This is a genomic window from Nonomuraea sp. NPDC049695 (assembly GCF_040674955.1).
In the GTDB taxonomy this organism is placed as follows: domain Bacteria; phylum Actinomycetota; class Actinomycetes; order Streptosporangiales; family Streptosporangiaceae; genus Nonomuraea; species Nonomuraea helvata.
In genome coordinates this window covers 74,533-96,308 of record NZ_JBFANV010000024.1, presented here as the reverse complement: position 1 = coordinate 96,308, position 21,776 = coordinate 74,533, and the positions used below count along the sequence as shown (strand labels likewise).

The 21,776-nt window shown below is 67.6% G+C and carries 15 protein-coding genes; 6 read left to right on the top strand and 9 right to left on the bottom strand.

Annotation, left to right across the window (positions count from 1 at the left end; all coding sequences use genetic code 11):
• Positions 1-23: 23 nt before the first annotated feature.
• From AB0J64_RS22215 to AB0J64_RS22175, 9 genes are all read right to left on the bottom strand, one after another.
• On the bottom strand, positions 24-923 hold the full coding sequence (locus tag AB0J64_RS22215) for a carbohydrate ABC transporter permease (RefSeq protein WP_364029555.1): 900 nt from the start codon (positions 921-923) through the stop codon (positions 24-26).
• Complete coding sequence (locus tag AB0J64_RS22210; RefSeq protein ID WP_364029553.1) at positions 920-1,849, bottom strand: sugar ABC transporter permease; 930 nt, start codon at positions 1,847-1,849, stop codon at positions 920-922. The genes AB0J64_RS22215 and AB0J64_RS22210 overlap by 4 nt, the downstream gene beginning before the upstream one ends.
• Positions 1,836-3,161, bottom strand: coding sequence for an extracellular solute-binding protein (locus AB0J64_RS22205; protein WP_364029551.1), 1,326 nt, complete (start codon positions 3,159-3,161; stop codon positions 1,836-1,838). Before AB0J64_RS22205 ends, AB0J64_RS22210 begins: the two co-directional genes overlap by 14 nt.
• A gap of 367 nt (positions 3,162-3,528) precedes the next feature.
• Complete coding sequence (locus tag AB0J64_RS22200) at positions 3,529-7,041, bottom strand: putative Ig domain-containing protein (protein WP_364029549.1); 3,513 nt, start codon at positions 7,039-7,041, stop codon at positions 3,529-3,531.
• 500 nt (positions 7,042-7,541) lie between these two features.
• A complete protein-coding gene (locus tag AB0J64_RS22195; RefSeq protein WP_364029547.1) occupies positions 7,542-8,378 on the bottom strand; it encodes a carbohydrate ABC transporter permease in 837 nt (278 codons plus the stop codon).
• Positions 8,375-9,232 carry a sugar ABC transporter permease gene (locus tag AB0J64_RS22190; RefSeq protein ID WP_364029545.1) on the bottom strand — a complete coding sequence of 286 codons (858 nt, stop codon included), beginning with the start codon at positions 9,230-9,232 and terminating at the stop codon, positions 8,375-8,377. Before AB0J64_RS22190 ends, AB0J64_RS22195 begins: the two co-directional genes overlap by 4 nt.
• Positions 9,233-9,344: 112 nt before the next feature.
• Complete coding sequence (locus tag AB0J64_RS22185) at positions 9,345-10,670, bottom strand: extracellular solute-binding protein (RefSeq protein ID WP_364029543.1); 1,326 nt, start codon at positions 10,668-10,670, stop codon at positions 9,345-9,347.
• Between the two features lie 53 nt (positions 10,671-10,723).
• Complete coding sequence (locus tag AB0J64_RS22180) at positions 10,724-12,850, bottom strand: glycoside hydrolase family 36 protein (RefSeq protein ID WP_364029541.1); 2,127 nt, start codon at positions 12,848-12,850, stop codon at positions 10,724-10,726.
• 165 nt (positions 12,851-13,015) lie between these two features.
• Positions 13,016-14,029, bottom strand: a complete 1,014-nt coding sequence (locus tag AB0J64_RS22175) for a LacI family DNA-binding transcriptional regulator (RefSeq protein WP_364029539.1) — start codon at positions 14,027-14,029, stop codon at positions 13,016-13,018.
• 1,127 nt (positions 14,030-15,156) lie between these two features.
• On the opposite strand from AB0J64_RS22175, the gene AB0J64_RS22170 reads away from it, so the two are divergent.
• From AB0J64_RS22170 to AB0J64_RS22145, 6 genes are all read left to right on the top strand, one after another.
• Complete coding sequence (locus AB0J64_RS22170) at positions 15,157-15,432, top strand: hypothetical protein (RefSeq protein ID WP_364029537.1); 276 nt, start codon at positions 15,157-15,159, stop codon at positions 15,430-15,432.
• A gap of 1,377 nt (positions 15,433-16,809) precedes the next feature.
• Positions 16,810-18,360, top strand: a complete 1,551-nt coding sequence (locus tag AB0J64_RS22165) for an amino acid adenylation domain-containing protein (RefSeq protein WP_364029535.1) — start codon at positions 16,810-16,812, stop codon at positions 18,358-18,360.
• Entirely contained in the window at positions 18,357-19,637 is a 1,281-nt protein-coding gene (locus AB0J64_RS22160; RefSeq protein ID WP_364029533.1) for a hypothetical protein, read from the top strand. The genes AB0J64_RS22165 and AB0J64_RS22160 overlap by 4 nt, the downstream gene beginning before the upstream one ends.
• Positions 19,638-19,669: 32 nt before the next feature.
• Positions 19,670-20,446 (top strand): enoyl-CoA hydratase-related protein, encoded by a 777-nt coding sequence (locus AB0J64_RS22155; protein WP_364029531.1) that lies wholly within the window; start codon positions 19,670-19,672, stop codon positions 20,444-20,446.
• Positions 20,447-20,470: 24 nt separating this feature from the next.
• A complete protein-coding gene (locus AB0J64_RS22150) occupies positions 20,471-20,980 on the top strand; it encodes a sigma-70 family RNA polymerase sigma factor (protein ID WP_364029529.1) in 510 nt (169 codons plus the stop codon).
• A complete protein-coding gene (locus tag AB0J64_RS22145; RefSeq protein ID WP_364029527.1) occupies positions 20,980-21,651 on the top strand; it encodes a zf-HC2 domain-containing protein in 672 nt (223 codons plus the stop codon). The genes AB0J64_RS22150 and AB0J64_RS22145 overlap by 1 nt, the downstream gene beginning before the upstream one ends.
• Positions 21,652-21,776: the final 125 nt, after the last annotated feature.

Sequence of the window (21,776 nt, the reverse complement as noted above, 5' to 3'; positions counted from 1 at the left end):
AGACAACGTTTTCCAACGGCACTCTATTTGAGGCTGCCCAAGGTGACGCCGGAGCGCCAGTAGCGCTGCATGGACACCATCAAGGCCACCATGGGAATCAGCGAGACGATCGAGCCGACCACGACCAGCCCGGTCAGGTCCGTGGAGTTGTCCACCTTGATCTTGAGCCACGAGTAGAGGCCCAGCATGACCGTCCACTTGTCCTGGCTGCGCAGGTAGACCAGAGGGCCGAAGAAGGAGTTCCACGACCCCACGAAGCCGAGCAGGAAGATCGTCGCCGCGCCCGTGGACATCAGCCGCGCCCCGATGACGAAGAAGACGCGGTACTCGCCGGCCCCGTCGATCCGGGCCGCTTCCAGCAGCTCGTGCGGGATGGCGCCCTCGGCGTAGACCTTCGCCAGGTATACCGAGAAGGCGCTGAAGAAGCTCGGCACGATGATCGCCCAGGGCGTGTCGATCATCCGCAGGTCCGTGTAGAGCAGGAAGGACGGGATGGTGAGCAGCGCGTGCGGCACCAGGAAGGAGCCGATGATGCAGCCCATCATCACGCCGCGGCCCCGGAAGCGGTACATCGCCAGGCCGTAGCCGCAGGCCACGCAGATCAGCGTCATTCCGGCGGTCCCGGCGAAGCTGTAGGCCACGGTGTTCCACATCCACGTCAGGAAGATGCCGTCCTGGTAGGTGAACAGCTCCCTGAAGTTGTCCAGCAGCCGGAACTCGGCGAACCACAGCCCGTTGGTCGTGTAGAGGTCGCTCTGCCCCTTCGTCGCGGCCACGATCAGCCACCACAGGGGAGCCACGGAGTACACGGTGAAGGCGATCAGCCCGAACAGCACCGTCGCCTTCGTACGTTTGCTGTGCGGCGCCACCGGCTGCCGCGGTGGGGAGCCGGTGACGGTACGGCGGTCGAGCGTCGTGGTCATGAGGTCGGCGCCTTGTCCGTGAACCGATAGAAGAGCGCCGACGCCAGGCCGACGACGAGGGCCAGGATGATGGACAGGGCGGCGGCGTAGTTGAAGTCACCCTGCGCGAAGGCCCAGTCGTAAATGCCCATGATCGGCGTGAAGTCGCGGGTGACGGTCTCCGGCGCCATCGACCGGAAGAGCATCGGGTCGCTGAAGATCTGCAGCGTGCCGATGATGCTGAGCACAGTCGTCAGCACCAGCGACCGCCGGATCAACGGCACCTTGATCGACCAGGCGATCCGCAGTTCCGAAGCCCCGTCCACGCGGGCGCCCTCGAAGATCTCCCGAGGCACGGCCTGCAGCGCGGCGTACACGATGAGCATGTTGAAGCCGATGCCGCCCCACGCCATCAGGTTGCCGATCGACACCCAGATCAGGTCGCCGCTGTAGAAGTCGGCGTCCACCCCGAACAGCGCGAAGAACGGCGTCAGCGGCCCTACGTCGGGGCTGTAGAGGTAGATCCAGATGAGCGTCGCCACGATCCCCGGGATCATGTACGGGATCAGCAGCGCCAGCCGGAACCGCGCCGCCACCTTCCGGGTGGCGGCGTCGAGCAGCAGCGCCAGGGCGATGCTGGCGACCTGGATGAGGGGAATGCTGATCGCCGCGAACAGCGCCACCCGCCCCATCCCTGCCCAGAACCGCTCGTCGCCCATGCCCTTCAGCAGGTTGGCGAGCCCCGAGAACTCGATGGTCTTCTCGCCGAACCCGAGCCCGGAGCTCTTGGTCGTGTACATGCTCTCGCGCAGCGCCAGGACGATCGGCACCGCCGTGAACAGCACGAACCCGAGGAAGAACGGGACGGTGAAGGAGGCTCCCTTGATCGCCGCGATCCGCCGCCAGGTCATGACGCCGGGCGCGGCCATGCTGTCAGCCCTGGACATTGATGTTCTTGGCCTTGAGGTCGTCGACCGTGAACTTCTGCATGTGCTCCAGCGCCTCGCGCACCGTGATCCGCTTGGTGACGATCTGCGCCCACTGGTCCTGGAGCTCGGTGAACACGCCGGTGTAGTTGGGGCCCACCACCCAGGGGTCACGGGCGCTCTTGACCGCCTTGAGGATGACGTCCTTGGCCTCGGCGCGGCGCTCGCCGAACAACTTCGCCGGCACCGCGGAGTCGACCCAGGGGCTCGGGTCCGGGATGGCGCCCGGCCAGGCGTACTGCTTGGTGTCCTCCTGGTAACTGGCGTCGACGGCTTCCTTGCTCGTCGTCATCCAGACGGCCGCCTCGACCGCCTCCTTCACGTTCTGGCAGCCCTTCGGCACCAGGATGGCGCTGCCGTGCGCGTTCGTGACGAACGCGGGGGCGCCGGTGAACTGCGGAAGGTCGATGGGCTGCCAGTCGCCCAGCGACTTCTTGTAGTTGAGCTCGTAGTTGCCGAGCTGCCAGGTGGAGGTGGGCAGGGACACCATCTTGCCGGAGTCGAAGTAGGCGATGAGCGCCGGCCGGTCCTGGTAGGTCTGGTTCGCCACCAGATCGTTCTCCACCAGCTGCTGGATGACCTCAGCGGCCTTGAGCGTCTCGGGCGAAAGGAAGTCCACCTTCCACGTGTTGCCCTCGACCTTGTACCAGGTGCCGCCGGCCTGCTGGGTCAGGTTGACCAGCGTGGAGGGGTCCTCGCCGGCGAGGTTCATCACGTAGACGCCGTGCTTCTTCAGCTCCTTGCCCGCCGCGATCAGCTCGTCCCAGGTCTTGGGCGGCGCGATGCCGTACTTGTCGTAGACGGCCCGGTTGATGATCATGAATGATGGGTTGAACCCCGACGGGACGCCGTAGTAGCGGCCGCCGGCCTGCGCGCCTGCGTAGGCCGGCTCGTTGTACAGGCCCTTCTTGGTGTACGGCTCGAACTCCTCCGTGACGTCCTCCAGCAGCCCTTCACCGGCCAGTCCTGGCACCTCGCCGACGTTCTTGACCAGGCAGGGCACGTCCTGCTTCGCGGCCACGGCATTGCGCAGGTTCGCCGCGGTGCCCGGAAGGTCGGCCTGCTTGACCACCTTGAGCTTGATGTCGTCGTGGGTGGCGTTGAACTTCTCGGCGATCGGATCGAGGAACTTGTGCTCGTCCCAGGACCACCAGGTGATGGTGACCGATCCCTTGCTCTGGGGTGCGGCGGGTTGCCCGCCGCCGCAGCCGGTCAGGGTGACGGACGTCGCGAGGATGGTCACAGCTGCGGCTTTCAGCTGCTTACGGGCCATGAGGACACCTCTCCGTAAGGGGGGAACGCGCCGCGCGGGTCGGCGGGAACGGGGAGTCGCCGATAGAAAACGGTCTCTACGGAAGTTAGAACCTGGCGGTAGCCCGAGGCAAGATGTCACCCGGATAAATCTGGTGTTTCGGGGACTTTGCCGGTCAAGGAGGCAGGCCGATTCAGACAACGTTTTCCTAGCTCCCGGGCGGGCGCGGCCGCCCCGTGAGGATCTTGTTCGGACCAAGAACGTGATCACCGGAGCGGCCGCGAGAGAAGGTGGTCGTGGTGGTGTGGCCACCGTCCGGCCATCGCCGGCGGGACCGCGAGACGCTCCCCGTGGTGGCGTCGTCGGGCGTACGCGCCTTCGAGCCGAACTATGCGTCGCGCTTGATGTCGCCGTAGAGCTCGACCTCGGAGAGGTCGCCGTACCAGCTTGTGGCGTTGTAGATCCGCAGGTACCGGTAGTGGTCTTCGCCCGAGGTGGGCTGGTCGCTCCAGCCGTTTGCCACGGCCCCGGTGAGTGGCTTGGTGAGGTCGGTCCAGGTCTGGCGGTCGTTCGACCCCTGTACGACGGTGCCGTTGGCCCGCTGGGGGTGGCTGGCCCTCGGCAGGATCAGGACCTCGTCGGGCCGCACGGTCGCGTGAGCGCCGAAGTCGATGTCGTAGTACGCGCCTGGTCCGGTGTTCAGGTCGCCGTACGTGTCGGGGTCGCGGTCGAAGAGCAGGTAGCCGACCGCGTCGGCGCCCAGTCCGGTGCCCGGCCACTGTTTGTCGGAGGCGGTGACAGCGGCCTGCTTGGCCACGTCGATGAAGTGCGCGGGGTCGCCCGCGATGTAGAGCTTCGATCCGTCGGTGGTGCCGTAGGCGGTCGGCCCGGGCTTGCCGTTGGGGTCGAGGTAGTCGACCGCGAGCTGGATGTCGCCGGGGGCCACGTCGTCGAGTTTGACTGAGGCGGTCCAGGTGACGCCGTCGTCGGAGTTCGCCTTCGCCGTCACACCTTGGACGGTGACGGTGACCTGTTGGATCGGCTTCTTGGCGGTGACCGAGACGTCGACGGTGTCGCCAGTCATGATCTTGCCTGCGATGGCCTGGTCGGAGGCGATCGAGGTCGCCTTGACGACGTTGCCGATCTCGTGCCGGTCGCCGTAGATGTGGAACTCGGTCATTTCGAACAGGTTGCGGACGATGCCGTAGAGCACGTCCGGCAGGGGTTGGAGCAGCTGAACCTTGATGTAGCGGAATTGTCGGTCGCGTAGATCGCGGGCGACGTCGAGGGTGTTGAAGTCCTGGGTGAACCGGGTGACGCCCGGGGTCAGCCGGGTCCAGTTCCTGCCGTCGTTCGAGCCGTAGACGGTGGAGTTCGCGAGCCGGTCGGCGAAGATGTTGCTCTGGAATCCGAAGCGGGTCGCCGAGACTCGGAAGTCGAGCCCGAAGTCGAAGGTGTGAGAGAGGTTGACCGCCTGGGCGTACCCGGTTCCCGACTGGTTGTCGCCGTCGACGAGGTTGCCGATGTTGGCCCCGGCCGTGGAGGTGACCACGAGCGAGGGATAGTCGAGGCTGCGGTCCGCGGCCGTGTGCGGGGAGACGAGGGCGAGACCGTCGACCGCCGTCACGAGGTGGGTCAGCGCGGCGAGGTACTCGTCGTCCGTACCCTTCTTGCCCAGGGCCTGGGCAGTGGTGAGTGCCTGGTGGAAGGCGGCCTCGGTGTCGGAGACGTACTTGGCGTCCGCGTCGTGGCCCTGCTGGGCGAGCGCGAGCGCGCCGGAGCGGTTGTGGGCGGCGGCGAGTACGACGTGGTGGCTCGCCACGGTGGTGCCGTCGGAGACCGTCATGGTGATGACGGTCGAGCCGGCCGCGGCGGGCGTCCAGGTCAGCTGCCCGGTGGAGGCGTCGAGGGTCGCCCCGGCGGGCAGTCCCTGCGCCGTGTAGGCGAGATCGTCCGCGCCGGCGTAGCGCGCGGAGAGGTCGGCCGTGGCGGTCGCGCCCTTCCAGCTCACGATGCGGGCGGTCGAGGTGTCGTCGAAGGTGGGTGGTGTCAGTTCGGCGGCGGCGTTCGTGGTGATGCGATCGATGTCGACGGTCGCCCCGTCGCCGGTGGCCTGGATGAACAGCATGTCCCCGATGGAGTGCGGGTACATGACGTACCGCCATTCGCGGCGGGTGTCCGGCACCAGGATCGTGCGGTCGTCGTGGCGGTCGATGCGCAGCCGGACCTCGCCGTCGGTGCGGACCCGGAAGGCAAGGAGCTGCTTGCTGCTCGAGCCGCTGAGGTAGGCGATCTCGGAGCCGGGGCGCGCGGTGGACATCCGCACGTATGCGGTGCCGGCGTCGGTTCCGTGCTCGACGTCGCCGGAGAGCCGGGTGTACTTGTTCTCGACTTCGAGGATCGTCGGGCTGTCCTGCAGCGGCGGCACGGTCTGCCCGGCCGCCGAGGCGGGCGCGAAGAGCCAGGAGTCGCCGCCGCCGTCCACGTTGTCCCACGCGTTGTTGAGGCCGCCGCCGTAGTAGAACAGGGGGCCGTTGCGCTTGGCGTACGCCTCGGCGAAGTATGGTGCGAGCTTTCTGACGTCCTTGCCGCGGGTGAACGCGTAATAGTAGTAGATGTCCCAGAAGCTCGCGGTGTTATAGCGCCCGCGGTAGCTGTTCGAGATGTGGTTGTAGGTGTCGCGGATGGTGCCGTCAGGCGAGATGGCGTACGCCATCGGGGTCCACGGGGTGTCGAAGCCGAGCATGAATCGCCAGAAATAGTCGGCGGCGGCGAGGATCCGGTCGCCGAGGAACTCATAGGGACCCACTGCGTCCGGGGCGTCGGAGACGGTGCCGTCGTCGGGGTCGACCTTCGTCTGTTGCGCCAGCAGCATGCGGGAGATGATCGCGGCGTTGGTGAGGTCGCCACCGCCGTGGGCCTGGTCGCGTCCCATCTCGGCATGCTGGACGTGCGGGTCGTCGATCGGGTCGCCGGTGGCGTCGTTGGTGTCGACCCAACGGAACAGCCGCTTGATCGAGCCGTTGAAGCCCTGGTCCTTCGCGGTGGCGTTGACGGTGAACCATTCGACCGACCGCTTGTAGAGGGCGGTGTCGTTCATGAAGATGGAGCCGGCCATCGCACCCATGAGCGGGTAGTTGTGCTGGTTCATGAAGTGGTTGTTGTCGTTCTGGAAGGTCTTGATGACCGGGACCACGAGGTTGTCGGTGAACGACTGCGTGTCCGCGTCGGTCCAGGGGTGTGCCTCGTCGGCGCACGAGGTGTAGCGCAGGAGCTCGGCGGCGGAGACCATGCGGTTGAGGGGGATGCCGGTGTGGATGTGCGAGTCGGTGAAGTACTCGTACTTGCCGGGGTCCATCTGCTCCCAGATGCGGATGATGTCGAGGGCGTTCTTGCGGTAGACCTCCTCGCCGGTGAGTACGTAGAGGATCGCCTGCGTGTAGGACTTGAGGCCGTCGGCGATGAAGCGGCCGTTGAAGCCCTGGCTGTTGAACGCGTCGGAGGCGGGTTTGGTCGGGTCGGCGCTGCTGCGGTTGGACGAGGTCACCCCGGTCCCAGCCGCGGACGACCGCTGCATCGCCTTCAACGACGAGGTCCAGGGTTCGGCGCCCGCGGCGATCTGCCGGCGGGCGTTCTCCAGGATCGGCTGGGTCAGGCCGACGCCGGGGTGCACGAACCCCTGCTCGCTGACGGTGGGCTGGAATGTCAGGGCGCACGTGCCGAGATCCTGCGCGGCGGCCGGCCGGGCTGCCGCGCAGAGGAGTCCGGTGACGAGCAGGAGCGCTGCGGCGAACGCGCCGAGTCCTCGGATGTGGACGCCTGCGGCGGCTGGAGTCGGATTCGGACGTCGACGTCTTCGCACGTTCTGGTCGAAGCAGACTCTTCGCAGAACACCGAACATGGCACGGTCCTCCATTCAGGCGGCTACGCAGGAAAGCGCTTGCCTGCCTCGACGTCGAGGATGCCGGGAGTGGTCGAAACGGTCAAGAGTTTCATAGCAACCGTTCTCTACTTCTCCGGTTCCGTACCATCGGTCCAGAACGAGTGCACTATGGGGCTCTGGGCGGATATTTCATAACATCCTGATAACGAAATCTGGGTCATCGGGCCTGTATCACTACGATCTGCAGATAACGTTCTCTGTCTTGCCTCACTGATCTCGACCGTTGGGAAACCGCATTCCGCCTCCGGCCTGCCAGGGGGAATCCACCGGAAGGAACGACGATCCATGGACATCGGACCCAGGCTGCGGCATGCTTCATGCCCTACGCGAGTTCGAGACGTGGGCGATACCCCCTTGCGCGCACATCGCAGGAAGTGCTCGACCTCGCCGATGAACCCGCGCAGGTACAGGTCGCGCCGGCCGCCCGACGCCGCCGGCCAACCAGCAATGGACCACCGTCACTTGACGGCTCCTCCGGTGATGCCGGAGATGATCCGTCTTTGGGCGACGACGAAGACGACGACCAGCGGCAGGCTCATGAGCACGACGTAGGCGAAAACCAGGTTCCAGTTGTTCTGATACAGGTTGCTGCTCGCCACCGAGTACAGGTTCAGGGGAAGTGTCGAGTACGTCCCTCCGCCGAGCACGAAGAAGGCGTAGAAGACGTCATTCCAGATGTAGAGGCAGATGAGGATCGTGGCGGTCGCGATGACCGGGCGCAGCAGCGGCAGGACGACCTTGATGAAGATGCCGAGCGGCCGTGCGCCGTCCATGCGGGCCGCTTCCTCCACCTCGACCGGTATGGTCCGCACGAAACCGGTGACGAAGAAGATCACCAGGGACATGTACATGCCCATGTAGACCAGCATCATGCCGATCGGCGTGCTGGCCAGGTGGAGTTGCCGGAGCAGCAGCACGATCGTGACGACGGCCGGGGGCAGGATGATCCCGCTGATCGCAGCTGAGTAGAGCACAGCCATGACGCGCCCTGCCCGCCGAGCCAGCACCCATGAAGCCAGCGAGCCGAAGATCAGCACCCCGGCGACGGACGGCACCATGACCAGCAGGCTGCCGAACAGCGCCCACAGCATGCGGCCCTGCGTGAACGCCTGGGAGTAGTTGTCCCACAGGTGCCACACCCGTGGTAGGGACAGGTCGGGCAGGTTCGCCTCGCCTTGCGACTTGGCGGAGGTCACCAGGGCCAGCCACAACGGGATTCCGATGACGACGGCGGTCAGGATGACGACGACGGCCGGGTGAACGAGACGGGACCAGCCCCGGGCGGAGATCCTCACAGGACACGCTCCCTCTTGCGCAGGTAGCCGATGACAGGGAAGGCCAGCAGAGCGACCAGGAGAAGGAGGGCGAGGCTCATCGTGGTCGCCTGGGCGAACAGGCCGTTGCCGTAGACGCGGAAGATGTAGATGTCGAGCACCTCGGTCTGCTGTGCGGGCCCTCCCCCCGTGGTCGCCAGGATCGTGTCGAACCCGTTGAAGGAGCCCAGCAGCGCGGTCGCGACGTTGAAGGTCACCGCGGGGGCGATCAGCGGGAACCGGATCGATCGGAAGGTCCTCCACCTGCCGGCACCGTCGATCCTGGCCGCCTCCAGCACGTCGGCCGGGATCGTCTTGAGACCGGCGAGGAAGATCACCATCGCCAGCCCCATCCACTTCCAGGAGTTCACGAAGGCCACCGTCACCACCGTCCACGTGGTGCTGCCGAGCCAGGGGATCGTCACCTGCTGGCCGGACAGAGCGCCGAGGAGCCCGTTGAGCGGACCGTCGGGCTTGAGGAGCGCCTGGAAGGTGTACCCCACCGCCAGGGCGGACATCAGCACCGGGATGAAGAAGACGACCCTGGCGAACCGGTTGATCCGGGTGTCGCGCTCCAGGAGCAGGGCCAGCCCCAGCCCGAACCCCGTCTGCATGACCGCCACCAGGACCGCGTAGACGATGGTGATCCGCAGCGACGACAGCAGGGAGCCGTTGGACAGCACCGCCTTGACGTTCGCCAGCCCCACGGGGCGGATGTCGTCATGGAAGGCCGACCAGTCCGTGAAGGCGTAGACGAAGTTGAAGACGGTCGGTAGGAAGAAGAACACGGCCAGTACCGCGAACGCCGGAGCGAGGAACGAGCTCGGGTACAACACCGCTCGCCGCGGCGAGCGACCAGAAGCGGCCGAAAGAGAAGAGATCATGGCGATCCGGCACACCCTTCAGTGTGGTGGCGGGGGCGGGAGGGGGCTCGTGCCCCCGCCGCCGTCAGAAGCCCTGGATCCCGAGTGCCTGGGCGAGCTGGACGAACTGCGACTGTGTAGTGGAGGTCACCTGTTCGGGGGTCATGGTCCCGTTGACCATGTTCGCCAGGTTCACGTAGAAGTCCGGGTTCACCGCGGCGTTCTGCTGCATCGAGCCGGCCGCGTCGTCCAGCGCGGCCGAGGCCTGCTTCACGACCTCCGGCACCCCGGCGGGAGCCGGTACGGCGGGCTCGATCGACACGGTGCCGGCAGACTTCACGTAGTCGGGGTAGTAGGTCTCCAGCCAGAACCGCAGGAACTGCCGGGCGCCGGACTCCCGCTTCGGATCTCCGGTCTTGAAGGCGACCAGGGCGTTGTCGCCGCCGGGCACCGACGTGGCGATGTTGCCGTCCTTGGAGATGGGGAACCAGCCGATCTCCCGGTTTATGGTCGCCGTGTCCGCCGTCGACTGCATCAGCGACGCGAACGAGGTGAGCTGCAGCACCATCGCCGCCTGGCCCTTGAGCAGGGCTGGGCCGGACTCGGTGTACTTGGAGGTCTTGTCGTCCTTGTTGAACAGACCCTGCTTCACCATGTCGTGGAACTGCCGGACGGCGCCCAGGATCTCGGGATCGGTGAACTTCTCCTTGTTCTGGCTGACCCGCTCCCACAGGCCCTTCTTCGACGCCTCAGCCAGCAGGACCTGTGGCCACCACTGGGTGGGCCACTGGTCGCCGGCGGCGCCGAAGAACGGCGCCACCCCCTCCGACTTGATCTTCTGGGCGTCGGCAAGCAACTCGTTGAAGTTCTTGGGCGTGCTCGTGATCCCCGCCTTCTGGAACACCGACTTGTTGTAGAAGACACCGAGAACGGAGGGGACGTTGACGAAGGCCGCGTACTGATGCCCGTTCACCAGACCGAGCTTCTGGATGGCCGGCGTCTGCTTGGCCAGCCACGGAGCGCCGTCCAGGCTCTGCAGGTCGGTGGACGGCTTGAGCAGCGCGAGCATACTGCCTGTCGGCTGCCAGGTGGCGAGGTCCGGTTTGGCGCCGGTGGCCAGCTTGGTCGGCGCGTTGGTCTCGTAGACGTCGGGAATGACGACCTTGTTGATCTTCGCTCCCGTCTTGGCCTCGAACGACTTGATGACGTTGTCGGCCATCGCGGCGGTCTGCGTCGACATCCACAGGGTGAGGGTCACCCCCTGCAGGCCGGCACCCGGGTCAGGCCAGGTCGTGGGGACCGGCCCGGCTGCGGCTGAGGACGTCCCGGGGTTGCCTGCCGAGCAGCCGGCCAGCAGCAGCGCCCCGCACGTGGCGGCGGCTGCCGCGCGGGAAAGGCCTCGCGTCTTCATGGATCATTCTCCTCGTGTGTGGTGGGAGGTGAGGGCTGCCACGCTGAAAGGGATCAGTTCTCCGGCCGCAGGCGGAGCAGGCGTGCGGACGGTCCCGGTACGGCAGGACGGACCGTGAGCCGCGCGGTGGAGGCGTCCCACCGGTGCTGCCAGCCGGGTAGCGTCGCCGGATACTCGGTCTCCACCCGCAGCCGGCGGCCACGCAGGCCGGGCAGGTCCACCTGGATGTCGTGCGGCCCGCCGTCGCGTTGCCATACGGCCAGGCGCACCGTGTCACCGGTGCGCAGGCCCAGCGCGACGACATCGTCGGACCAGGCGGGCAGCCCCAGCGGCCAGAACGGCTCGGCCGTGGCGACCTCGGCCCTGATCCGCTTGTGCACCGCCACCCCGTCCGCGACGAGCTCCCGCTCGGCCCGGCTCATCTTGTCGAGATGCCCCGACAGGTAGAGCCGCCCGGCCAGACCGTTGATCATGGTGAAGGCCAGAGCCTCCGCGGGCATCCCCGGCTGCGGGTAGGCCCAGTTGCCTGCCTGCTCGGGGAGCATCGTGGCGGGCGCGGACGCCGCGATGGCGGCGTAGAGCCGCCAATCCTGCTGGTCCGAGGTGGACTGGAGCTGGAGGCGGGACAGCATGGCGTAGTCGGCCCGCATGGCTCCCGAGGCGCAGTTCTCGAAGATCACCTCCGGGTGGCGGCCGAGCAGGTCGTCCAGCCACGCCAAGTGGGCCCGGTTGTGCTCGAGCAGTCCCTCTCCCGGCTGGAGCGCGCCCCGATCGGTGCCCGGCCCCGGGGTGACGTTGTAGTCGAGCTTGAAGAATCCGGTGCCGTAGTCGTGCACGAGGCGATAGACCACCTCGTCGAGATGCTTTCTGGCCAAGGGGTGGCGCAGGTCGAGGAAGTACCGGCCGTGCTCCACGACCCGCTCGCCGTTCCGGCTCAGGAACGCCTCGTCAGGCAGCATCGCGGCGACAGGGCTGCGCACCCCGACGACCTCCGGCTCCAGCCACAGGCCGGGGCGCATGCCCCTGGCCCTGATGTGATCGAAGACCCGGGCGAGCCCGCCGTCCGGGAACCGGCCGGTCGAGGGGCGCCACTCGCCGACACTGTCCCACCAGTTCCCGCCGTCGTCGTACCAGCCCGCGTCGACGCAGAAGTACTCGGCGCCGGTCTCCGCGGCGGCGTCGATGAGAGGCAGCAGGCGCTCGGTGGTCGGGTCGCCCATGAGGGTGTTCATGTAGTCGTTGAAGATGACCGGCAGCGCGTCGCCTGCTGCGGGATGCGCGCGGCGGATCGCCCTCCGCTGCCGGGTGAGGGCGGCCAGCGCTCCCTGGCAACCCTCGTCGGACACAGCGACGGACACGGGAACAGCGACGAAGCGCTCCCCCGGGAGCAGCCGGGTGCTCCACAGGTGGTCGAGGTCGGTGGGGCCGCTCAGCACGAGCGAGACGGCGTTCGCCCCGTCGCGGCGGCGGTCCACCTCCCAGCGCCAGGCGCCGTTGTGCTCGATCTGCCAGCCCCACGCCCGGCCGGTGCGGGCGCTCGCCAGGACGCCGGTCGGCAGGTATTCGCCCGAGGACCACGTGCTCTTGCTCACCGTGACGAGCGCGCCCCGGCCGTCGTGCTGGTGCAGTTCGCTGTTGATGTCCGCCAGCCCGTCCGGCCCGGACAGCGGGATGGCCGCCCACCTGCCCTCGGCGCACCAGTCGGCGCGCGCCCGCCACAGGACCAGGTCGCCGTCGTCCGCCGTCTCGGCCAGCGCGCCGGAGGCGAAGGACGACACCATCTGCAGAACCCGGGGCACCGGCCCGGTGTTCGTGACCTCGGTCCAGGCCTGCAGGGCCGGGACGTCCGTCCTGGCGCGAAAGACACTGGTCGCCTCCAGACCGGTCACCTCGTCACGCTGCCTCACCCGCAGCTCGCGCCAGTCGCCGTCCGTCTGCTCGACGGCGTCCGCGAACCGGAGCCGCGATCCGGCGGCGGTGTCAGTGAACCGGGTGTTGGACAGTCCCCGGCCCTCCCCCAGAACCATGAGCTCGACCAGCGGCTGCATCCGGAACGGGGCCACGGCGCCCGGTGCGGGCGACGCGGTCGCGAGCCTCGCGATGCGGGCCGGAGCGTCTTCGGGCCGCTCGAGGACCAGGTCGAGGGAGCCGGGACGCCACTGGATGGTTCTGCTCGTCATCACGTTCCTTAAGCCGGACATACGGTGCGGTTCAGCTATGAAAACGTTTATCAAGCGATGTGGCAAGGGGACCAGGGGAAATGGGTTGATAACGCTTTCAACACGAGATGTCATGTAGGAACATGACCACGCGTCTGCGCGGTTCCAAGGGTTCCTAGGCCGAGGTCAGCCGGCGGGTGGAGCGGTGCTCTTGCGCACGACCAGGCGCGGGGTCGACCGCGCCGCCGCGACCGGCACGCCTGCCAGCCTGCCGAGCAGGAAGTCGACCGCCATGCGCCCCAGTTCGGCGAAGTCCTGGCTCATCGTGGTCAGCGAAGGAGTCCAGATCTCGGCCAGCGGGTGGTCGTCGAAGCCGACGACGCTGACGTCCTCGGGGACCCGCGAACCCTCGTCCTGCAAGGCCTTGATCACGCCGAAGGCGACCTCGTCGTTGCCGCACAGCACCGCCGTCACATCGCCGCGCCTGGCCAGGCGCGCGCCGGCCTGGAGGCCCGAGCGCGGGGTCCCGTCACTCTCCACGATCTCCGGAATCGGGGCTCCCGCCGCCTCCAGCGCCTCCCGCCAGCCCAGCAGCCGCCCGCTCGGCCGGCCGGAGGCCGGTATCCCCACGTGGTGCACGGTGCGATGGCCCAGTCCGAGCAGGTAGTTCGTCGCATCCCGCGCGCCGGCGTGGTCGTCGAACAGGGCCCGCGGGACGCTCCTGCCCTGCCCGGCGGAGGACACCGCCGCCACGGGGAGCGTGTCGGGCAGTGCCGCCAGCGCCCGGCTGCCCTGAATATCGAACTCGAGCACGATCATCCCGGCGAGCGGCTGGTCGAGCGCAAGGTCCACGGCTACCCGCGCCGCCTCCTCGTCGTCGCCGTCCAGCATCGTCAGGGCGACCACCAGGCCGACCGCGCGGGCAGCCTCCTCGATCCCCCGTATCGTGCTGGCATAACCGTACCGGGTGGTGTCGCTGGTCAGCACGCTGATGATGGAGCGACGGCCAGTCACCAGGGCGCGCGCTGCGGCGTTGGGACGGTATCCCAGCTCCTGGATCGCGCGCAGGACCTGCCTGCGCTTATCGGCGCTCACCGGCGCGGACCCGCTCAGCACCCGAGACACCGTGGGGACGGAAACGCCGGCGGCCCTCGCCACGTCCGCGAGGACGGGAGGGCGGGTGTGCGGGCGGCGGGTCACACCGGTAAGCGTACAGACCAGGAGGTGAAGGCTCAGACGGGCGGCTCTTGCGGCCGGATACGGTAGGCCGGGCTGCAACCGGAACGGGCGTTCTATAGACTCCTCCACCTCTGATAGGTACGCGAGCTGCGCGGGCCAGGGTGGCTCTCCCAAGGAGATCGCTCGCGCGCTCGGGATCACCCCTAACCCGCGGCCCCTGATGCGCGCGGTCATGGCCGAGGCCTGGTCCGACCAGCCGCTCAGCTAGGCGCCGCCCGCTCTCCTCCTGCTTTCCTGCGCGCAGCACCAGCCTGTCCGCCTTCCCCTGTATGCGCTCCTTGATCCCTGCTTCGCCAAGAACGGTGCCCCGGCACCGCCGGCGCTCCGGTGGATCGGGCACCTGCTGGAGCGCGCCGCCGATCCCGAGGCCGAACGCTCCGCCCTCAACGCACGCCAACCCATGAGACGCCTGGTCACCGCCGACGAGGTGGCCGCGGTCATCGCCTGCCTCGCGAGGCCGCGGACACGGGCAAGCCGTGCGAAGCCGATGACATTCCCGGCCACCGCGTACGGCGTTTCAGGCGCATGCGCCGGGTGTCCACCGCCAGGCTCGCGGGAACGGCTCCCGCCGGACCCCCTTCACCCCTGCTCAGGAGCATTTGTGTATCAGCCCGAACCGTTCTACACCGGCTACCTGCTCGTCTATTTCGTCGGCAACCGCGCAGCCGGCGACGAACGGATCCGGATGGCCCTCAGCCGCGGCAACGACCCGTTGCGCTATCAGGAACTGAACGCCGGACAGCCCGTCCTGACCTCCAGCCTCGGCACTGGAGGACTCCGCGACCCGTTCCTGATCCGTTCCCCCGAAGGGGACAGATTCCACCTCATCGCCACGGATCTGCGCACCTCGGGCGGTACGGATGGGCAGGTGTCGGATATTTGGGACAGGGCGCAGCGCACGGGCAGCAGGTCGATCGTGGTGTGGGACTCCACGGACCTGGTCAACTGGACCGGCGTGCGCCTGGTCAGGGTGGCCCCGGACGCGGCGGGCAACGCCTGGGCGCCGAAGGCGTGCTACGCCGACGCCGGGCGCGAAGTTCATCACCGCCGAGAAGTCCCGCGAACTGGTCTCCACGTCATATGGCTTCGTGGCCGACCGCATCGGCGAGGGGGCGATCAGCCGTGGCGAGGGCCCGGCCGTGTTCAAGTCGAACACGGAGGAGAAGTGGTACATGTTCATCGACGAGTTCGGGGGCCGCAATTACGTCCCGTTCGAGGCCACCGCTCTCGACTCGGGGAAGTGGGTCCCGTCGACCAGCTACGAACTGCCCCCTGAAGCCAAGCACGGCTCGGTGCTCCCCGTCACGCAGGCGGAGTACGACCGGCTGCTGAGTGCTTACGGCGGGCAAGAGAGCGATCGTTGACCCTGCCCCGGGAGGGCCGAAGCGTTCTGACGAAGGAAACAGGCAGGCATGCAGTCGCTCCCCCGCAGCGCGGTACGCCTTCTTCCCGGCCCGTTCCCGGTCACGTCGCGGGTGGCTACGTTGCGAGGTCCGGGGGCGTTGGTGCCGGGACCGGTGCGGCCGGTGCCGGTTGTCATGGATCAGATGCTCGCGGAGCACCAAGACCAGGTGACGTTCGCTGACGTGTTGGCCCATACGCGCATGCTCGAACCGAGTCGTTCCAGCACGGAGGCGAAGCCCTGCTGCGATGCCTTGTGGGCCAGGTGGAGCCCGCTGGCTTCATGGACATATGAATTATGGAACGCGGGACATTTCGATGTACCTGAACACCTCGCGCCGAACCCTTTCCAGGGCCGGCCACGTGTGGAAGTAGATCAGTTTCTTGCCGATGGTTCCATTGAACGACTCCGACATCGCATTGTCGAAACAGAGCCCCGTATGCCCAGCCGAAGGAATGGCCTCATCACCAAGGCGAGATCCCTGGACGCGCCGCCGGTGTACTGCCCTGCGACCCAGGGCCGGAATGAATGATCGCCCGGCCGGCCTTTGGACGACGGCGCTCGATGGCCATCTTCGGGCATCCGTGACGAGTTCGGCTCGCATATGGTCGGCCACGGACCAGCCGACCACCTTACGCGTACACCCATCCCGTACACGTTCGCATATACGTGATATCGGTGAACCACAATTCGTTGGGCCGATCGGGCAAGAAGTTCCGCTCGAAAGGATCGACCGGGGCGGTTTGTTCGCCCCGTCCGGCACCGTCGTCCCCCTGTACGGCCTGGGATGCACGCAGGCCAGGCCCGCCACCCGCGCCAGGCGCCGGATCCGCTTGGCCGAGTGAAAGCGACCGCGCTCGGCCGACTCGACCACGGTCCGGGCGACCCCGAGCCGGTCCTCGTGCTCGTGGCGGATCCCCTTGAAGGCCTCGGTAAGTGCGGCATCCTCACGAATGCGACCCGGCTCCCGGCGGCTTTTCCAGGCGTGATAACCGACCGCGCCACCTCCAAGACCTTGCACATCAGCGAAGTCGTAATTTGCTCAGCGCATGGCTCGCGGCGCTCCGCGCACTCCTCGGCGGTGAGCGGCTTCTCCTCGTTCTCGACCCTGCCCCGCTTATTCGCGTGCTCCACAGGACGTCCTGGTCGGCGAGGCTCGCGTGAAAGCGGTGTGGCACCCGGCAGGCGTCGGGGAGTGGCTACCGAGACCCCGTCGCAGCCAGGGCGAATCGATTGCGGAAAGTTCACCCCATCGTTGAACCGGTTCGGCGGCTACATCGTTTCGAAGATCAGCCAAACGCGGACAGCAAGCTCACGTCGACTCAGCGGGAGACTTCCAGTGACACTGCGTCTGAACTGCTCTGCTCTTGTCGATCTTCCTTCGGCGGATCGGATCCTGTTCCAGAGTTTCGGCGTCGGCCCGGAGGCCGCCCCGGCGTTCGACCGCATTCACCATGCCTTCGAGGCCCACGCCAAGGCCGCGCCGACCGCGACCGCAGTCACCCATCTCGGCGAGAGCATGACCTACCTGGAACTCGACCGCCACGCCGACCGCCTCGCCGCGTCACTCGCCCACCGTGGCGTGCGTCCCGGCGACCGCGTCGGCCTGTTCATGACCCGGTCAATCCCGATGGTCGTGGGCATCCTCGCGATCTTGAAGGCCGGCGCGGCCTACGTGCCGCAGGACATCCGGATCACCCCGGCCGTCCACCTGCGCCACATTGTCGACACGGCCTCCGTCAAGGTGATCCTGACCTCCTCTGATTCGGTGCCGAGGATCCCCGCCGGCGATCGTCACGAGGTCATCGCCGTGGACGAGGTCATCGCGGTGGACGAGGTCCCGCGATCGGGGGAGTGGTCCTCGGGTGTCCCGGGCGGGTCGGGCGAGGTGGCGGTGGTCATCTTCACCTCTGGGACGACCGGCCATCCCAACGGCGTCAACGTGACCCACGCCAACCTGTGCAACATCCTGCTGAACGAGCCCGGCTCCCTGGGAATCGGCCCTGGCACCAGGGTGGCCCAGATCCTCAACATCGCCTTCGACATGGCGGTTTGGGAGACCCTTGGAGCCCTGTCGCATGGCGCCACGCTCGTCATCCGCGGCGACGACATCGAGGAGACCGTGCGCGACGTCGACGTCGTCATCGCCACCCCGGGAATCTTGGGCTCCCTCGACCCCTCTCGGTGCCGCAACGTCAAGGTGGTCGCGGTCGCGGGCGAGCGCTGCCCCCGGCATCTGGCGGACACCTGGTCTCGCTTCTGTGCCTTCCACAACGCGTGCGGACCCACCGAGGTCACCATCGTCAACACGATGCAGCGCTACGATCCGCGGCGCCGCGTCCTGAACATCGGCAGACCGCTGCCCAACACCACGGTCTACATCCTCGACCAGAACGGCAGGCCATGCCCGATCGGCGAGATCGGCGAGATGTGGGCGGGCGGCGCCTGCGTGACCGCGGGCTATCTCGGAAACGACGTCGTGACCATGCAGAGGTACCGGCCCGATCCCTTCCGTGGCGGCGGCCATCTGATGTTCCGCACTCGCGACCTGGGCCGCTGGACACCGGACGGTGAGCTGGAACACCACGGTCGCACCGACGACCAGGTGAAAGTCAGAGGCTTCCGGGTCGAGCTGGACGCGGTCACCAGCGCACTGGAGCTGACCGCGGATTGCGCCCGCGCCACCACGGTCCTGCGCGAGGGCGAGCTGATCGGCTTCGTCAGCCCGGCGAGCGTGGACGTCGAGGCGGCGAGGAAGGCCGTCGAGCAGTCGCTGCCGTACTATTGCGTGCCCTCCCGCGTCGTGGCCGTGGACGAGCTGCCGATGACCGACCGCGGCAAGGTCGACAAGAACGCCCTGCCCGACCCGCTGATCGACGTGGTCGCATGACGGTCGTGCGCTCCTTGTCGGACGCGCTCGAACTGCCTCCGCCACGCTCGGCGATCAGGAGCCTGGTCAGTGGTCGGCGCTGCATGCACTACAACCGGCTCGCCGCCGTCGTGCTGGCCGTCAACACGGGATTCCTCGTCCACGCGATCACCGCCGGCTGGTGGGCCGACCCGAGCACCCTGTCCCTCCTGGTGGTCGCGAATGTCACCCTGGCCGTGCTGATCCGCCAGCAGTACGTCATCAACCTGCTCTTCCACGTGGCCACCGATGCCCCCGTCCGCTGGCCGCTGGCGGTCCGGCGCATTCTGGGCAAGGTCTATCATTTCGGCGGGTTACACGTCGGCGGGGCGGTCGCGGCCACCCTGTGGTTCGCCTTCCTCACCGGGGTGATGACCGTGCGCCCCGCCGGGGTCTCCGCGGGACTGCTCATGCTCGCGTACGCGATCCTGGCGCTGCTGGTCACGATGGTGATCTTCGCGCTGCCCCCGCTGCGGGCGCGGCTCCACAACGTGTTCGAGGTCGTGCACCGATTCGGCGGCTGGACGGTGCTCGCCCTGTTCTGGGCGCATGCGCTGCTGACCGCGGCCCACCAGGCGACGTTCTGGGCGCTCACGGCCATCACCCTCAGCGTCGCGCTGCCGTGGCTGCGCCTGCGGCGCGTGCCTGTCCGGATCTCCAGGCCGTCGTCGCACGTGGCCCTGCTCGGGTTCGACTACGGCGTCACGCCGTTCGCGGGCTCGTCGACCACCGTGAGCCGTAATCCGCTGCTTGAGTGGCACTCCTTCGCCAACGTGCCCACCCCCGGCAGGAACGGCTTCCGGCTCACCGTCTCGCGGGCCGGCGACTGGACGGGGTCACTGATCGACGACGGTCCCTCTCACCTGTGGGTCAAGGGCATACCGACGGCCGGCGTCGGCAACATCGACAAGCTGTTCGCGCGCGTCGTCTGGGTGGCCACGGGCAGCGGCATCGGCCCGTGCCTGCCGCACCTGCTGTCCCGCGACACGCCGTCGCGGCTGGTCTGGTCGACACGGCACCCCCGCACGACATACGGCGACGAACTGGTGGAGGAGATCCTCGCCGTGCAGCCGGACGCGGTCGTCTGGGACACCGATGCCCAAGGCAAGCCCGACCTTCTGGCCCTGGCCTACCGGACGTATGTGGAGTTCGACGCCGAGGCGATCATCTGCATCTCCAACAAGAAGACCACATGGCACCTCGTCGAACAACTTGAGATGCGGGGTGTCCCCGCGTACGGAGCGATCTGGGATTCCTGACCTGACAGCGCGTGATCTCTGGAGGACGATCCATGGCTTTCCGAACACTGACGGTCGACGACGATGATGACATCGTGACGCTCGCCATTGACAGGCCCAGCGTGCTCAACGCCCTGTCCCGGCAGACCCTCACCGAGCTGCGACGCTTCCTCACGGGCCTGACCGGCTTCCGCGGGATGGTCCTCACCGGGTCGGGAGAACGCGCCTTCGTCGCCGGTGCCGACATCCGGGAGATGGCGGCGATGACGCCGGAGGAGGGCGAGGAATTCGGCAGGCTGGGCCAGGAGGTCACCCGGCTGATCGAGGCGCTGCCGTTCCCGGTGATCGCCTGCGTGAATGGGTACGCGCTCGGGGGCGGGTGTGAGCTGGCCATGGCCTGCGACTACATCTACGCGACGGCGGACGCCGTATTCGGCCAGCCGGAGGTACGGCTCGGGCTGATCCCCGCCTTCGGCGGATGCGTGCGGCTGCAACGTCACGTCGCCCCCGGCAGGGCCAGGGAGATGATCTACACGGGCCGCAACGTCGATGCCGGGGAGGCCCTGCGGATCGGCCTGGTCAACCGGGTGTTCGTGACCAGGGAGGAGATGCTGAAGGCGGCGTACGAGTCGTTGGCGCTGGTCTCAGCGAACTCGCCGGTCGCCGTGGCGTTGTGCAAGGAGGCCGTCAACGACTCGCGCGGCCGGGAGATCGGCGCCGCGCTCGACATCGAGGCGCACGCTTTCCGCCGCACGTTCACCAGTGAGGACATGCGCGAGGGCACGCAAGCCTTCCTGAGCAAGCGAAGGCCTGTTTTCCCGGGAAAGTAACCCCCTACTCACATAGGTGTGGACATGACCGACGCGCATGCGGCACTCCTGCGGGCGCTGTACGACGAGCACGCGCCCGCGCTGTGGCGCTTCGTTGTCCGCTTGACCGGCGACAACCAGTTCGCCCATGACGTCGTCCAGGAAACGCTGCTACGAGCCTGGAAGAGTCCAGAGGTCTTCCACAAGGGTGAGACGGCGTCGCGCGCCTGGCTGTACACCGTGGCCAGGAACGTGGTGATCGACCATAGCCGCAGCGCTCAGGTACGCCGGGAGGTCGGCACCGACCGGCTCCCCGAAACGTCCAGCGCCGACCAGATAGACGCCACACTCGACGCCTGGCTGGTCACCGACGCCCTCGCGCAACTGTCGGAGAACCACAGAACCGTCATCGTGCGCACCTATTATGGCGGCGAATCCGTCGCCGAACTCGCCGACAAGCTCGATCTGCCGCCCGGCACGGTGAAGTCGAGACTGCACTACGCTCTCAGGGCCCTGCGACTCGCGCTGCAGGAAAGGGGGGTTACCACTCATTGATGTCCTCAACGGATCCGTACGCGGAATGGGATGCGGCGTACGTCTTAGGGGCCCTGTCACCCCGCGAACGACTCGAGTACGAAGAGCATCTGAGCGCATGCGCCGCCTGCTCGCAGGCGGTCGCCTCGCTCGCCGGCATACCCGGCATCCTCTCGGCCGTCCCGGCGGATCGCGCCCTGCGCCCGCCGCACGCCGACCCCTCGCCTGCCGAGGTGCCGGCGAGTCTGCTGCGCGAGCTGATGGACGCCAGCCGGCGGGCCCGGCGGCGGGGCCGAATACGTGCCGGCGCGGTCGCCATCGCGGCGGCCCTTGCCGGGGTGATGGCGTCCCCGCTCCTACCCGAGCGGCAGGAGGCCGCCCTGCCGATGCTGCAGACGATTCCCAGCCCTGTCACCGCCGAGGTGCGCGTCATCCAGGAACCCTGGGGCACCCGAGTGGAGGTGACCTGCCGTTACGCCGTGCCCGCCGGCCCGGCCGAGCCCAAGACGTTCGAGTACGCCATGTACGTCACCGACGTCATGGGCAGCAGCACCAGGCTGGCCACCTGGATGGCGTCGCCCGACACCACGACCATGCCCGTCGGCACGACCGGGCTGACCAAGAAGCAAATCAGGAGCATCGACGTCCGGCTGACCAAGAACGGGCGCATCCTGCTCGACAGGCACCTGTAGCGGGCGACTTCTCGGGGCGACGTCCGGTGAGCGTCGCCCGGAACCCCGGAACCACAGAGGAGGCGGTCAGCGGCCGGTGATGCCGGGACGATGCGCGAGACGGTCCATGAGGTGCTCAACGAGTA

What these genes read in the sequence shown, in the direction of transcription:
- AB0J64_RS22215 (WP_364029555.1), bottom strand. Translation starts at nt 923, where the DNA reads ATGACCACGACGCTCGACCGCCGTACCGTCACCGGCTCCCCACCGCGG.
- AB0J64_RS22210 (WP_364029553.1), bottom strand. Translation starts at nt 1,849, where the DNA reads ATGTCCAGGGCTGACAGCATGGCCGCGCCCGGCGTCATGACCTGGCGG.
- AB0J64_RS22205 (WP_364029551.1), bottom strand. Translation starts at nt 3,161, where the DNA reads ATGGCCCGTAAGCAGCTGAAAGCCGCAGCTGTGACCATCCTCGCGACG.
- AB0J64_RS22200 (WP_364029549.1), bottom strand. Translation starts at nt 7,041, where the DNA reads ATGTTCGGTGTTCTGCGAAGAGTCTGCTTCGACCAGAACGTGCGAAGA.
- AB0J64_RS22185 (WP_364029543.1), bottom strand. Translation starts at nt 10,670, where the DNA reads ATGAAGACGCGAGGCCTTTCCCGCGCGGCAGCCGCCGCCACGTGCGGG.
- AB0J64_RS22180 (WP_364029541.1), bottom strand. Translation starts at nt 12,850, where the DNA reads ATGACGAGCAGAACCATCCAGTGGCGTCCCGGCTCCCTCGACCTGGTC.
- AB0J64_RS22160 (WP_364029533.1), top strand. Translation starts at nt 18,357, where the DNA reads ATGACGGTCGTGCGCTCCTTGTCGGACGCGCTCGAACTGCCTCCGCCA.
- AB0J64_RS22155 (WP_364029531.1), top strand. Translation starts at nt 19,670, where the DNA reads ATGGCTTTCCGAACACTGACGGTCGACGACGATGATGACATCGTGACG.
- AB0J64_RS22150 (WP_364029529.1), top strand. Translation starts at nt 20,471, where the DNA reads ATGACCGACGCGCATGCGGCACTCCTGCGGGCGCTGTACGACGAGCAC.
- AB0J64_RS22145 (WP_364029527.1), top strand. Translation starts at nt 20,980, where the DNA reads ATGTCCTCAACGGATCCGTACGCGGAATGGGATGCGGCGTACGTCTTA.